The organism is Acinetobacter sp. ANC_7512, from assembly GCF_056779935.1.
Window position 1 is genome coordinate 170,623 of sequence record NZ_JBWYIX010000001.1, and the last position, 12,683, is coordinate 183,305.

At 38.3% G+C, this 12,683-nt stretch carries 17 protein-coding genes; all 17 read left to right on the forward strand.

Features of this window, described 5'->3' with window-relative positions:
• The first annotated feature begins 23 nt into the window (after positions 1–23).
• The 17 genes from AC1M9H_RS00820 to AC1M9H_RS00900 all read left to right on the forward strand — a co-directional run bounded on the left by AC1M9H_RS00820 (position 24) and on the right by AC1M9H_RS00900 (position 12,668).
• Positions 24–797 (forward strand): TatD family hydrolase, encoded by a 774-nt coding sequence (locus AC1M9H_RS00820; RefSeq protein ID WP_481612527.1) that lies wholly within the window; start codon positions 24–26, stop codon positions 795–797.
• Positions 798–842: 45 nt separating this feature from the next.
• Complete coding sequence (locus AC1M9H_RS00825; protein WP_035264575.1) at positions 843–1,457, forward strand: TetR/AcrR family transcriptional regulator; 615 nt, start codon at positions 843–845, stop codon at positions 1,455–1,457.
• Position 1,458: 1 nt separating this feature from the next.
• Positions 1,459–2,019, forward strand: a complete 561-nt coding sequence (locus AC1M9H_RS00830; protein ID WP_481612528.1) for a pilus assembly FimT family protein — start codon at positions 1,459–1,461, stop codon at positions 2,017–2,019.
• A complete protein-coding gene (gene gspI / locus AC1M9H_RS00835) occupies positions 2,006–2,398 on the forward strand; it encodes a type II secretion system minor pseudopilin GspI (protein ID WP_481588351.1) in 393 nt (130 codons plus the stop codon). The genes AC1M9H_RS00830 and gspI overlap by 14 nt, the downstream gene beginning before the upstream one ends.
• The gene (gene gspJ, locus AC1M9H_RS00840) at positions 2,395–3,042 is read left to right on the forward strand and encodes a type II secretion system minor pseudopilin GspJ (protein ID WP_035264568.1); all 648 of its coding nucleotides are present in this window, start codon (positions 2,395–2,397) and stop codon (positions 3,040–3,042) included. Before gspI ends, gspJ begins: the two co-directional genes overlap by 4 nt.
• 15 nt (positions 3,043–3,057) lie before the next feature.
• On the forward strand, positions 3,058–4,014 hold the full coding sequence (gspK, locus tag AC1M9H_RS00845) for a type II secretion system minor pseudopilin GspK (protein WP_481612529.1): 957 nt from the start codon (positions 3,058–3,060) through the stop codon (positions 4,012–4,014).
• Positions 4,015–4,176: 162 nt separating this feature from the next.
• The gene (locus AC1M9H_RS00850; protein ID WP_481612530.1) at positions 4,177–4,773 is read left to right on the forward strand and encodes a 6-pyruvoyl trahydropterin synthase family protein; all 597 of its coding nucleotides are present in this window, start codon (positions 4,177–4,179) and stop codon (positions 4,771–4,773) included.
• 28 nt (positions 4,774–4,801) lie between these two features.
• On the forward strand, positions 4,802–5,515 hold the full coding sequence (gene ung, locus AC1M9H_RS00855; protein WP_092766225.1) for a uracil-DNA glycosylase: 714 nt from the start codon (positions 4,802–4,804) through the stop codon (positions 5,513–5,515).
• On the forward strand, positions 5,512–6,633 hold the full coding sequence (locus AC1M9H_RS00860) for an enoyl-CoA hydratase/isomerase family protein (protein WP_481612531.1): 1,122 nt from the start codon (positions 5,512–5,514) through the stop codon (positions 6,631–6,633). Before ung ends, AC1M9H_RS00860 begins: the two co-directional genes overlap by 4 nt.
• Positions 6,634–6,635: 2 nt before the next feature.
• Positions 6,636–7,160: a tRNA adenosine(34) deaminase TadA gene (gene tadA / locus AC1M9H_RS00865; protein WP_481612532.1), complete on the forward strand. Its 525-nt coding sequence runs from the start codon at positions 6,636–6,638 to the stop codon at positions 7,158–7,160.
• A gap of 76 nt (positions 7,161–7,236) precedes the next feature.
• A complete protein-coding gene (locus tag AC1M9H_RS00870; protein WP_481612533.1) occupies positions 7,237–7,668 on the forward strand; it encodes an SRPBCC family protein in 432 nt (143 codons plus the stop codon).
• Between the two features lie 18 nt (positions 7,669–7,686).
• Complete coding sequence (gene cmk, locus AC1M9H_RS00875) at positions 7,687–8,367, forward strand: (d)CMP kinase (RefSeq protein WP_481612534.1); 681 nt, start codon at positions 7,687–7,689, stop codon at positions 8,365–8,367.
• A 116-nt stretch (positions 8,368–8,483) separates the two neighbouring features.
• Positions 8,484–10,160: a 30S ribosomal protein S1 gene (rpsA, locus tag AC1M9H_RS00880; RefSeq protein ID WP_035264556.1), complete on the forward strand. Its 1,677-nt coding sequence runs from the start codon at positions 8,484–8,486 to the stop codon at positions 10,158–10,160.
• Between the two features lie 162 nt (positions 10,161–10,322).
• Positions 10,323–10,628: an integration host factor subunit beta gene (locus AC1M9H_RS00885; RefSeq protein WP_035264555.1), complete on the forward strand. Its 306-nt coding sequence runs from the start codon at positions 10,323–10,325 to the stop codon at positions 10,626–10,628.
• Between the two features lie 20 nt (positions 10,629–10,648).
• Complete coding sequence (locus AC1M9H_RS00890) at positions 10,649–11,014, forward strand: lipopolysaccharide assembly protein LapA domain-containing protein (RefSeq protein ID WP_035264552.1); 366 nt, start codon at positions 10,649–10,651, stop codon at positions 11,012–11,014.
• Between the two features lie 139 nt (positions 11,015–11,153).
• Positions 11,154–11,852 (forward strand): orotidine-5'-phosphate decarboxylase, encoded by a 699-nt coding sequence (pyrF, locus tag AC1M9H_RS00895; RefSeq protein ID WP_481612535.1) that lies wholly within the window; start codon positions 11,154–11,156, stop codon positions 11,850–11,852.
• Positions 11,853–12,161: 309 nt separating this feature from the next.
• Positions 12,162–12,668: a hypothetical protein gene (locus AC1M9H_RS00900; protein ID WP_092766229.1), complete on the forward strand. Its 507-nt coding sequence runs from the start codon at positions 12,162–12,164 to the stop codon at positions 12,666–12,668.
• Positions 12,669–12,683 lie beyond the last annotated feature (15 nt).

The window sequence follows — 12,683 nt, forward strand, 5'->3', positions numbered from 1 at the left end:
TTAAAAAATTAAAAGGTGTCCTTGTGTTTGTAGATACACACTGTCATTTAAACATGCTCAATCTTGAACCTTACGAGGGAAATATCGATTTAGCAATTCAGCAAGCGATTGATGCTGGTGTCACAAAAATGATGGGGATATCCGTTGATTTAGATGATCATATTATTCTGTCAGAAATTGCAGCTCGACACGAAGGAGTAGGCTACAGTGTTGGGGTGCATCCATGTGAAGATCTAGCAGTCATGCAGCGTGCTACTGTTGAAACTTTGGTTGAATTGGCGAGTAAAGATAAGGTCTGGGCAATTGGTGAAACGGGTCTAGATTATTATCACAGTACTGAATTTGTTAAAGAACAAAAAGAATGTTTTGCACGACATATTCAAGCTTCACAGATGGTGAAAAAGCCAGTGGTCGTACACACACGCTCATCTAAAAAGGATACGATAGATATTATAAGAGCTGAAAAGTCGACACACGGAATTTTGCATTGTTTTACTGAGGATTGGGATACGGCAAAAGCGGTTCTAGATTGCGGTTATTACATTTCATTTTCAGGAATAGTATCGTTTAAAAATGCTCAGGATTTACGTGATGTGGCCAAGCAAGTTCCATTAGATCGACTATTAATTGAGACTGATAGCCCTTATTTAGCACCAATGCCATATAGAGGAAAGTCTAATGAACCAAAGTATGTCCCATATGTAGCCAAAGCATTAAGTGATGTATATGATAAGTCAGTCGAGGAGATTGCCTTTATTACAACGCAAAATTTCGAGAATCTTCTACGAATGCAGTAAAAATTTAATACGGAAAATAGAAAGAAGAGAGTTTATAGAGTGAAGATGGATCGTCAGGCTCAGTTTAGAGCGAGAGAAGCATTAATATTTCAGGTCGCAGAACAACTTCTTTTGGAAAACGGCGAAGCGGGCATGACATTGGATGCATTGGCCGCTGAGTTGGATTTGGCAAAAGGAACACTCTATAAGCACTTCCAAAGTAAAGATGAATTGTATATGTTGCTCATTATTCGTAATGAGCGCATGTTATTAGAAATGGTTCGAGATACTGAAAAAGGATTTCCTGAACATTTAGCTTTTTTTATGTTGCACCATTTGCATCATCCAGAACGTACTGTACTCTTTCATCAAATTGAAGAGCGATTGTCTACAACCGGTCAGGGTATTAATCATTTGTTTAATGAAATGTATCAGATTCGCAAAAGTAGACTCAGAATTATCATTCGTATGACAGAAAATCATCTAGCATCCATTCAAAGTAAGATGAGTTCTCGGGATTATTTAGCATCCATTTGGTCGATTACTCATGGTGGTGCTGCGATATTAAACTCGAGTTTCTATCAACGCTATTTAGGCTGTCGAGATACGTTAAGGGTTGCTTTAATTGATCAAGCGTTGATGATGCCTAAACAGATTAATTTGACAGAATCAGTGGCCTAATATGCAATCTCTAGATCACCGTCAAGGCGGATTTACTTTAATCGAATTGATGGTGGTCATTGTGATCATCAGCATCATGGCGGCATTGGTGGTGATGAATATTAGTGGGATTGATCAACGTAAGGCAATGCAAGCTAGAGAAGCTTTAATATTAGATTTAAAACGTATTCAACGAGAGGCTGTTGATCAATCGTTAGTGGTTGCATTGGTGCCACAATGGAATGGTGATCAGTTTCGCTATACATTTCAAAAATATAATGATTTAACTCGTCCTGAGCAGACGCTTGTATCGAACAATAATCGTCAACCTTTCACTTGGGTTGAAATGCCAGAGTTTTCTGCGAGAGAGCTACCTGCTAAGGTTTCATTTCAGATCGAAAGTAGCGACTATAGTTTTGAAAATGCAACTAATGCAGACTTGATGAATAATAATGCACCGAAATTAATTTGGTTGGGCAATGGCGAGGTTAAACCTGTCACAATTCAAATGTATTATGAACAAAAAGCAATTGGTGATCTTATTCAAATAGATTACTTAGGTAAAATCTATGCGGGCGCTTAAAGGATTTACCTTGATTGAGGTTGTGGTGGCTTTGGCTATTTTCGCTGTAGCAGCAATGTCATTGACGAAGGTAGCTATGCAGTACACACAGGCGACTGCGAATGCAATTTTACGAACAAAAGCACAATTCGTCGCACAAAATGAAGTCGCTGCAATGCAAATTAGTGGTGAATGGTTAGAGGGAACTCAATCGAAGCAAATTACCTCTCAAGGGTTAAGTTGGCAAATTGATAAAAAATCAGAAGCGACTATTAGCCCGGATGTTCAGAAAATAGAAGTGCAAGTGAGTCTATATAACAATGATTTAGGTAAAGTTGAATCAGGTGTCACCACCATGGTGTTTTATAACTATCCTATCAGAGAGCAATCCAACTCATGATCAAGAGTAAACAACAAGGTTTTACCTTGGTAGAGCTTTTGGTTGCCATAGCCATCTTTGCAGTATTGTCTGCTTTAGGATGGAAAATTTTTGATTATTTAAATAAAGTCAAAGATCGCAATGCGGTGCATGAGCAGCAGCTTCTCAGTTTGCAAGATAGTTATTTACAAATGCAAAGAGATGCTTTGCAAATTGTACCGCTGACTGCAAATATCGCAGGACAAATCCAACCTGCATTTTTACTGGATGATCAGTCTTTACAATTTAGTAAGGCAGGGGTCACAGATCCGCTGAAACAGGGTTTGTCTCCATTTGAGAGAATAGAATATCGTTATAATGCACAAGATCGAAAAGTTTATCGTTTAAAGTATCCCAATCTGAATGTTCTTCAAACAACCCAACCTTTATCCAGTACGATCCTAGAGAATGTGGATGAGTTTCAAATCACAATTTTGAACCCGAATGAATTGAATTCGTGGCCGGATGCATCAACAATAAGTTCTAATGGTAATGATGCTCAAGATGGTGTTGCTCGACTATTGCCTAAAGGTATGCGAATTAGATTTAAGCAACAAGATGTTGAATACGAGTGGATTTTCAGTTTGCTTAATACTGACTATTTAAAACCGACATCTAGTCAATAATCATTAGGAAAATGCATGAAGCAGCAAAAAGGAATCGCCCTGATTACGATTTTAATGTTAGTCGCTTTGGCAACTATCATTGCTGCGACGATTGCCCATCGTCAATATAATACCAGTGAAAATACGGCCTATGTGATTCGTCAAAACCAAGCACTGTATTATGCAAAAAGTGCTGAAGCTTTTTTCTCAGAATTATTGGTTCAAGATGCTAAATCCAATTCAAAATCAGATAATCTTCTAGAAACTTGGGCTCAACCGATGCCACCATTTTCAATTGATGGTGGTTATGTTGCAGGGCGAATTATTGATGAAACGGGTAAGTTTAATTTAAACAGTTTGGTCAAAGATGATGGTGTGCCGAATGATAATGCGGTGAATTACTTTAAGGGATTATTAACAAAGCTTGGTTTACCAGAAGAATTGAGTGAAGCGGTAATTGATTGGCAAGATCAAGATGATTTGACGATTGGCGCGATGGGTGCAGAGAGTAATTATTATTTAAGTTTAACGCGTCCTTATTTGCCAGCGAATGGTCCTTTTCATAGCGTGGAAGAGTTGAAGCAAGTGCGAGGATTTGAAGGTGATAAGTTTTTATTGATAAAACCTTATGTTACAGCGATTCCTTTAAAAGAAATTAAAATTAATATTAATACAGCACCAGCGATGATTATTGCTACTATAGACCCAAGTTTGGATGTGCAAAATGTACAGCGTGATTTGGATCAGAAAAAAGCCAATGGTGAATTTTTTGAGTCCGTAGATCAGCTCTGGGAACTCAACACTCTAAGTCAGTTAAGTGAAGAAGCAAAAAGCACAGCAAAAAATAATTTTGATGTTAAATCCGCATTCTATCGAGCAGATATTGAAATCATGCTATCTGATCGAAAGCGATATTTTTCGAGTTATCTGATGCGTGATGAAGATAAGGTTTATGTCTTCTCAAGAAGTTTGGCACCTCTTCAAACCAATTGATTAAATTGCTAAACTATTAATTTAAACAAATTGAATGATAGCTTTTTATTTTTTTTGTTTTTAATACGTTTTGCCAATTGCTTAAAACGTTAAAATTAATGATGAGTTGTGTGAATATGCACTATAATCATTTTAATCCATGATTTTTTATTGCTCTGACATATGTTAATTCGAAAATTATTTAAGTTTGAAAACGCGCATATTGTGCGAAATTGCACATCAGACCGCTGTAAGCGTTCAATTCATGGTCATAGCTATAAAGTCGAATTATTATTGAAAGCCTCAAAGCTAGATCATGGTCAAATGGTCTATGATTTTGGTTTGCTGAAAGGTGTGATCAAAGAACTTTATGATAGTTTTGATCATGCGATTTGTTTTTGGCAAGAAGATTCAGCTGAATATATTCAAGCATGTAAAACTTTTAGTGCGCGTTGGGTTTCATTACCCGTTTCACCTTCTGCTGAACAATTTTCTCGAATTTTCTTTTATTTGGCAGAACAAGTACTGAAATCAACTATCACGCAAAATGGTGAAGGTGATGTTGAAGTCTATTCAGTGATCGTGCATGAAACTGACACAGGCTATGCGCAAAGTTTTGCTGAAGATATCGTAAATGAACAGATGGGCTTATTGGCGCTTGATCAAATCGTATTCTCAGAACAAATTCAAAATGAATGGTCTGATCCTAAAATGTACGAACAATTGAAACAAGGCTTAACTTTTAAGAACCCAAGTGTAGATTTACAAGTAAAACTTTAAAGCTGTGATTGATTTAGGGATGAACACAATGCAACTCACCGAACAAGAATTAAGTCAACTGAATCAAGTTCGGTTAGAGGATGGTTGGAAGTATGCTTTAGCAGAGTTTTTGCTCAGCGATAAAATGGATCAGCTGAAAGCTTTTCTCAAATCTGAATTACAGGCGAATAAGGTGATATACCCACCTAATTCTCTTATTTTTAATGCCTTCAACACCACACCCTTAGATCGTGTAAAGGTCGTGATTCTCGGTCAAGATCCTTATCACGGTCCAAATCAAGCACATGGATTGAGTTTTTCAGTGCAAAAGGGTGTTGCATTACCGCCGTCTTTGCGTAATATCTATCACGAACTCAGCACTGACCTTGGAATAGCGCCTGCCAAGCATGGTGATTTAACCCAATGGGCTGAAGAGGGTGTCTTGTTGCTGAACAGTGTATTGACTGTTGAAGCGGGCCAGCCGACTTCACACCAAAAGAAAGGTTGGGAAGATTTCACCGATGCTGCGATAGATGTTCTAAATGAGCAACGTGATAAGATCGTTTTCATTCTTTGGGGTGCGTACGCGCATAAGAAAGGTCAACGAATTGACCAAAATAAGCATTTGGTCTTAAAAGCAGCACATCCATCACCATTGGCAGCAAACCGAGGTGGTTTTTTTGGGTGTAAAGTTTTTTCAAAAACAAATAATTATCTTAAACAAAATGGCATTGAGCCAATTAAATGGCAGCTGGAAGCATGACAATATCTCCTGAGACGAATCAATATCATCCTGACTTAATTGTTGAAGAAGCACAGAATGGATGGAGAGTGGTTCGATTAAATCGTCCAAAATCTTTACATGCACTTGATGAATCTATTGTGACGGCTTTATTGGCTGTTTTTGAAAAGTTTCATCATGATGATGCCGTTAAAGCGATCTGGTTTGATTCAACAACACCTAAAGCTTTTTGTGCCGGTGGGGATGTGCGCAAACTCCGTCAGTTGGTCATCAATAATGAAGTTGATGCGGCAAATAAATTTTTTGAACAAGAATACGCGCTAGATCTTTTGTTGCATAACTACGCTAAGCCGATAGTCGTTTGGGGTGAAGGTTATGTGATGGGTGGTGGGCTTGGTTTATTTATGGCTGCACCATTCAGACTCGTTACACCTTATTCGCGTCTTGCAATGCCAGAAGTGAATATTGGTTTATATCCAGATGTTGGTGCTAGTCGTTTCTTGGCAGATCGTGGTCCAATTGGTCTATTTACAGGTTTAACTGGATCGATCATGACTGCGGCAGGAGCTTATGGTATCGGTTGGGCGACTCATATTTGTGATGCTCAGCGTGATGTTGTTTTACAAAAGTTGATCAATATCGATTGGGATCATTATCCTGCTGGCGATTTTAGGGCATTAGATGACACTTTAAATAGTTTGCATCGACCAGTTTCTCCAGGGCCACTGCAAATCTCGTTAGATGTGATTCACAGTGTCTGTCGCGGTGCAAACTTTGAAAATGACTACGAAGCAATCATCGGGTTAAATGATGCACGAAGTGATTGGTTAAGACAAGCCAGTGAGAATCTAGCAAAAGGCTCACCGAGTACGGCTGCGATTACTTGGTTGTTATGGCAATGGGGGCGTCAAGTTCATCCTTGGCAAGAAGTATTTGAACTTGAAACTCAAATTTCTGATTGGAAAATTAGACATCCTGATTTTGTTGAGGGCGTGCGTGCGCGTTTAGTGGATAAAGATTTATCTCCTGAATGGACACCTGCAGAGTCTATGTCCTTAAAAGGAATTTTAGGTGCGCACCCACCAGTTACAAATATCGAGAGCTGGAATAATTTGTTAAAACAGTACGGTATTATCTAATTTTGACTGAAATCCAATTTGATACTGAAGATCTAAAATGGATGCAGCGTGCCTATGAGCAGGCTGCATTCGCAGCTCAATTGGGAGAAATCCCTGTTGGAGCTGTCATTGTGAGTCAGGGAAAAGTGATTGGTGAAGGATATAATCAACCGATCCTGAGTCATGATCCAACTGCTCATGCAGAAGTGGTCGCACTTCGCCAAGCATGTAATCAAATTCAGAACTATCGTCTACCAGAAGATGCAACCCTTTATGTAACCCTTGAGCCATGCACGATGTGTGTGGGGGCTTTAATTCATGCTCGAGTTCACCGTGTTGTATTTGGTACTTTAGAGCCGAAAGCGGGTTCTCTGGTCAGTGCGCGACAGTTATTAAATAATCAAGGTTATTACAACCATATATTTGAATTTGAAGGGGGCTGCATGCAATCAGTGTGTGCTCATCAGCTTTCAGAATTTTTTAAATTCAGACGTGAACAAAAAAAACAACAGCGTGTACGACAAAAAACAGAAAATAATCAGGAATGATTGCTATTGTTGATTGTGGAAAAATTGACATAATGTATTGTCAGTATGAAGCGGACTCAATGAAAAGGAATAAAAAATGAATTCAATCCAAGTTAAACAAGAATTTAACCAGCCTATAGATCGTGTATTTGAAATTTTGTCAAAACATGCGACTTATAATGATGTATTTGCACCGATTCAGGTTGTACGCATTAAAGATGCAGCTGATCCGAGTCGTCCTGATGGGATTGGATCAGTACGAAAAATGGGATTAGGCCCAATAAAGCCAATTCAAGAAGAAATTACTGTACTAGAGCCAAATAAGCGTATTGAATACAAAATTATCAAGAATCCATTAATCAAACATCATCTTGGAATTATTGAATTTAAAGAGCTTTCAACAGCTAAAACTTTAGTCACATACACGATCGAATTACAGGCAAGAGCACCGTTTGTGAGCAAATTAATTCTTGCACAACTCAAACTTGCTATTACACTTGGTTTTAAGAAATTAGCAAAACGCCTTTAAGGCGAAGTTGGTAAAGTAATGACAATTCAAATTATCACGATCGATGGACCAAGCGGTTCAGGCAAAGGAACTTTGGCAGCAAAATTGGCACAGCATTACCAGTTTCATTTACTAGATTCTGGCGCTTTGTATCGTTTGTTGGGATTGTCATTACATCAGCTGAATTTAATTGATTCAATTCACAATCCAGATGTGTTGGTTAAATGCGTAGAAATAGCGACTCATCTCGATATTCAATTTGTTAGTGATCATATAAAAACAAAAATTTTACTTAACGGGCATGATGTAACGGATGAAATTCGCACTGAAAAAGTCGGTGAGTTTGCATCCAAGGTTGCAGTTGTACCTGAATTAAGACAGGCATTATTCGAAAGACAACGTGCATTTGCTCAAGCACCAGGTCTTGTTGCCGATGGCCGTGATATGGCGACTTCAATCTTCCCAGAAGCCCAAGCAAAAATATATTTGACGGCTTCTGCTGAGTCGCGTGCTGAGCGACGTGTAAAGCAGTTGCAGGCCATGGGGCAAAATGTTAAAATAAGCGACATTTTATCTAATATCCAAGCACGTGATAAGCGTGATATGGAAAGAACCGTTGCGCCGCTTAAGCCGGCTGAAGGGGCTTACATTATCGATAGTTCAGATCTGGACATTGACGCTGTATTTAACCTGATGACCGCATATATTGATGCGCAATAAGATAAATTAATGAATATTAGTGGAAGCATAGCTTGATCAGTTCTATATGGACTATGTCGATACTTAACTAAACCGGCCTTGTCTGATCCAAGACCGCTGACTTTTCTAGGTATATCATGACCGAATCTTTTGCAGCCCTCTTTGAAGCAAGCGAATTAAACCTCAACGTTGAAAAGGGTGCAGTCATCCAAGGTATCGTTGTTAGCATCGATTCTGACTGGGTAACTGTAGATACTGGCCTTAAATCTGAAGGCGTAGTAGCTCGCTCTGAATTCTTAAACGAACAACGTGAACTTGAAGTTAACGTTGGTGACACAGTTGACGTAGTTGTTGAAGCGCTTGACAACGGTATGGGTCAAACAGTTTTATCACGTGAAAAAGCTAAACGTGCTGAAACTTGGACTAAACTTGAAAAAATCTTTGAAGACGGCGAGATCGTTACTGGTGTTATCTCTGGTAAGGTTAAAGGCGGTTTCACTGTTGACATCGGTCCAGTACGTGCATTCTTACCAGGTTCTTTGGTAGACACTCGTCCTATCCGTGACACGACTCACCTTGAAGGTAAAGAGTTAGAATTCAAAGTTATCAAACTTGACGCTAAACGTAACAACGTTGTTGTATCACGTCGTGCAGTTATGGAAGCTGAATCTTCAGCTGACCGTGAAGCTCTTCTTTCTCAACTTGAAGAAGGTCAAACAGTTACTGGTACAATCAAAAACCTTACTGACTACGGTGCTTTCGTTGACCTTGGCGGTATTGATGGTCTTCTTCACATCACTGACATGGCTTGGAAACGTATCAAGCATCCATCAGAAGTTGTTGAAGTTGGTCAAGAAGTTACTGTTAAAGTACTTAAATTTGACAAAGAGCGTAACCGTGTATCATTAGGTCTTAAACAACTAGGTGAAGATCCATGGTTAGCGATCATGAACCGTTACCCTAAAGGTTCTATCGTTAAAGCGCGTGTAACTAACTTAACTGATTACGGTTGCTTCGCTGAAATCGCAGAAGGCGTTGAAGGCTTAGTACACGTTTCAGAAATGGACCACACAAACAAAAACATCCACCCATCTAAAGTTGTTCAGATTGGTGATGAAGTTGATGTTATGGTTCTTGAAGTTGATGAAGAGCGTCGTCGTATTTCTCTTGGTATTAAACAAACTCGTGCTAACCCATGGGAAGAGTTTGCTAAGGCTCACGACAAAGGTGAAAAAGTTTCAGGTACAATCAAGTCTATCACTGACTTCGGTATCTTCATCGGTTTACCAGGCGGTATCGATGGTCTAGTTCACTTATCTGACATTTCTTGGAATGAACAAGGCGAAGAAGCGATTCGTCGTTACAAGAAAGGTGACACTGTTGAAGCGGTTATCCTTTCTGTAGACGCTGAAGGCAACCGTATCAGCCTTGGTATCAAGCAAATGAACAGCGATCCGTTCAACGATTTCTTAGCTGCTAACGAACGTGGTGCTCTTGTTAAAGGTACTGTAGTTGCAGTTGATGCTCGTGGCGCAACAATTAAGTTGGCTGACGAAGTTGAAGCTTCTCTTAAAGCTTCAGAAATCAACCGTGACCGCGTTGAAGATGCAACTAAATTCTTAGAAGTTGGTCAAGAAGTTGAAGCTAAGATCATCAATGTTGATCGCAAATCACGCGCAATCAACTTGTCTATCAAAGCGAAAGACGAAGCTGAAGAGAAAGAAGCTGTTGCTAACTTGAAAACTGCTTCTGCAGGTCAAGACAACGGTCCTAAGACAATTGGTGATTTGATCAAAGCTCAAATGAACCACTAAGTCTTTCGTGTTCAATGTATTGTTAATGTAATTTAACTAATACTTTTTACACAAATACTGTAAACGGTAGCGTAGTATTGACTTACTGCGCTACCGTTTTGTATTTAAACAGGTTATTATCTCGCTATGCACAGAGTAGCTTGATAATTAAAGAGGTCGCAGATGACTACTGAAGCACTTAATAAGTCTGACTTAATAGAACGTATTTCTATCAAAAACCCTCATTTGGCTGAGCCATTGGTCGAAGAAGCTGTTAAAATTATGATCGATCAAATGATTGAGTCATTATCAGCTGATAATCGTATTGAAATTCGTGGGTTTGGAAGTTTTGCTTTACATCATCGCGAACCGCGAGTTGGGCGTAATCCTAAAACAGGTAAGTCAGTTGAAGTGGCTGCTAAAGCTGTACCTCATTTCAAACCAGGTAAAGCACTAAGAGATGCTGTAAACGAATCAGCAGGAAAATAATAAATTACTCAGGGGTGGTTATGCGTTACGTATTAGTTGCACTGTTAGTTGTAATCTTCGGATATGCATTGGCATTGGTTCTGCAAAATGGTACAGAACTGACTGTTGATCTTCTATTCACTCAAGTACCGGCAATGAGATTAGGTTTATTGCTTTTGTTGACTTTGGCACTTGGGATCATCGTTGGATTATTACTCGGAGTTCAAGTTTTCCGTGTATTCCAAAATAGTTGGGAAATTAAGCGTCTTCGCAAAGATATTGAATATCTTCGTAAAGAACAAATCCAAAATGCTCAGTTAGCTGCTGCTGAAGCTGCTGCAAATGTACGTCATGAAAAGACAGTACTAGATGTGCATTCAGATCCGCGTAACTCAAATCCGCTGTAATTTATAAATATTTAAAAAACCTCTAAAATTTATTTTAGAGGTTTTTTTTATTGAAAATAAACTGTTGAATTTTAAGCTGAGTTTTTGAAAGTTAATTTTGCAGCTTAAGTTGAACATCTTTATAATGACGCAACTTTAGATGGACGGAAGAACAACCTTGAGTATCATTGTTGCTTTAGATGCAAAAAGCCAATACGACGCATTGAAAATTGCTGAAAATTTGGATCCTAAACTTTGTCGTGTAAAGGTGGGTAAAGAACTTTTTACACATGAAGGTCCGACCGTTGTAAAAGCATTGCATGATCAAGGTTTTGAAGTATTTTTAGATTTAAAATTTCATGATATTCCAAATACGACAGCACAAGCCGTTTGCGCTGCTGCAGATCAAGGGGTATGGATGGTCAATGTTCACGCATCTGGTGGACGAAAAATGATGGAAACTTGTGTAGAAAGATTAAAAGCAGGTAACTATCAAACACAGTTGATTGCAGTCACTGTATTAACTTCAATGGGGCGAGAAGATCTACGTGATCTTGGTTTGGATATCGAGCCTTTTGAACATGTGAAACGTCTAGCGACTTTGACTCAAGAAAGTGGCTTGGACGGTGTTGTATGTTCTGCGCAAGAAGCAAAAATGTTACGTGAAACTCTAGGTCAGAACTTTGCTCTCGTCACTCCGGGAATTCGTCCAGAAGGTTCTGCAGCGGATGATCAAAAACGTATTGTTACACCTAAGCAAGCAATGTTAGATGGTTCTACACACTTGGTGATTGGTCGTCCGATTACTAAATCAGAAAATCCAAATCAGACTTTAAGAGCCATTCTGGCTACTTTGTAATTTTCAAATTACAGTCTTGAACTATTTTAAAAAGCCATGAATGTTCATGGCTTTTTTTTGACTAATTTTTAAAATCAATGATGTTTTCAAAGTTAACCTTACATTTTCTTGAGGGAAACTACTGTCCATTAGTTTGGTTTGGGAACATATTCAACAAGGTTTAGAATGATGTTGATACAAGCCTAATAGAAAAAGTTGACACTAAAAAATATTATAAAATCAAAGAGTTGAATGAATCAGGTTTAACGAAACAGGAAATTGCAAAAGCTGTAGCGTTTCCACTGATTATAGAGTTTAAAAGGATAAGATATGGAAGCTTGTAGTTGGGATTGGGGAGCAATTGCTACTTTAATAGGAGCATTAGTAGCTTTATATATTTCATGGCAATGGAGAAAGCAAAAATGTAATGAAGTTATAGCAACTGAATGTAGAGAGGTTATAGGTATATTACTTGCAAACATTGCATCACTTAATCATGCGAAAGATATGTATAACCTTGCTCAAAAGAAGGATTTGTTGATTGAGTTTAAGTCTAGCTACCTAAATATTTTATCTAGGATTTTACTGTTAAACATTACAATTAAGAATACTGATAATACAGCATTACCCTTGATTACATCTTATTTAAAACTATTAGACGATTTTCAAATTGAAATACAAAATACTGAACCTGAGATTCAAGAAATATTTTTAAGAATTTCGAAACAGAAAACTAAAGAACAGAGTTTTAATGATGATGTTGAACAAATTAGATTATGTACAAATCGGTTTGTTGAGCATGTACATCCTTATTCAATATACAAAAAGTTAGTGTAATTCCTAAAAGTGTAA

What these genes read in the sequence shown, in the direction of transcription:
- pyrF (WP_481612535.1), top strand. Translation starts at nt 11,154, where the DNA reads ATGGACGGAAGAACAACCTTGAGTATCATTGTTGCTTTAGATGCAAAA.
- gspI (WP_481588351.1), top strand. Translation starts at nt 2,006, where the DNA reads ATGCGGGCGCTTAAAGGATTTACCTTGATTGAGGTTGTGGTGGCTTTG.
- AC1M9H_RS00830 (WP_481612528.1), top strand. Translation starts at nt 1,459, where the DNA reads ATGCAATCTCTAGATCACCGTCAAGGCGGATTTACTTTAATCGAATTG.
- AC1M9H_RS00825 (WP_035264575.1), top strand. Translation starts at nt 843, where the DNA reads ATGGATCGTCAGGCTCAGTTTAGAGCGAGAGAAGCATTAATATTTCAG.
- AC1M9H_RS00900 (WP_092766229.1), top strand. Translation starts at nt 12,162, where the DNA reads ATGGAAGCTTGTAGTTGGGATTGGGGAGCAATTGCTACTTTAATAGGA.
- AC1M9H_RS00860 (WP_481612531.1), top strand. Translation starts at nt 5,512, where the DNA reads ATGACAATATCTCCTGAGACGAATCAATATCATCCTGACTTAATTGTT.
- cmk (WP_481612534.1), top strand. Translation starts at nt 7,687, where the DNA reads ATGACAATTCAAATTATCACGATCGATGGACCAAGCGGTTCAGGCAAA.
- gspK (WP_481612529.1), top strand. Translation starts at nt 3,058, where the DNA reads ATGAAGCAGCAAAAAGGAATCGCCCTGATTACGATTTTAATGTTAGTC.
- ung (WP_092766225.1), top strand. Translation starts at nt 4,802, where the DNA reads ATGCAACTCACCGAACAAGAATTAAGTCAACTGAATCAAGTTCGGTTA.
- rpsA (WP_035264556.1), top strand. Translation starts at nt 8,484, where the DNA reads ATGACCGAATCTTTTGCAGCCCTCTTTGAAGCAAGCGAATTAAACCTC.
- AC1M9H_RS00850 (WP_481612530.1), top strand. Translation starts at nt 4,177, where the DNA reads ATGTTAATTCGAAAATTATTTAAGTTTGAAAACGCGCATATTGTGCGA.
- AC1M9H_RS00890 (WP_035264552.1), top strand. Translation starts at nt 10,649, where the DNA reads ATGCGTTACGTATTAGTTGCACTGTTAGTTGTAATCTTCGGATATGCA.
- AC1M9H_RS00870 (WP_481612533.1), top strand. Translation starts at nt 7,237, where the DNA reads ATGAATTCAATCCAAGTTAAACAAGAATTTAACCAGCCTATAGATCGT.
- gspJ (WP_035264568.1), top strand. Translation starts at nt 2,395, where the DNA reads ATGATCAAGAGTAAACAACAAGGTTTTACCTTGGTAGAGCTTTTGGTT.
- AC1M9H_RS00885 (WP_035264555.1), top strand. Translation starts at nt 10,323, where the DNA reads ATGACTACTGAAGCACTTAATAAGTCTGACTTAATAGAACGTATTTCT.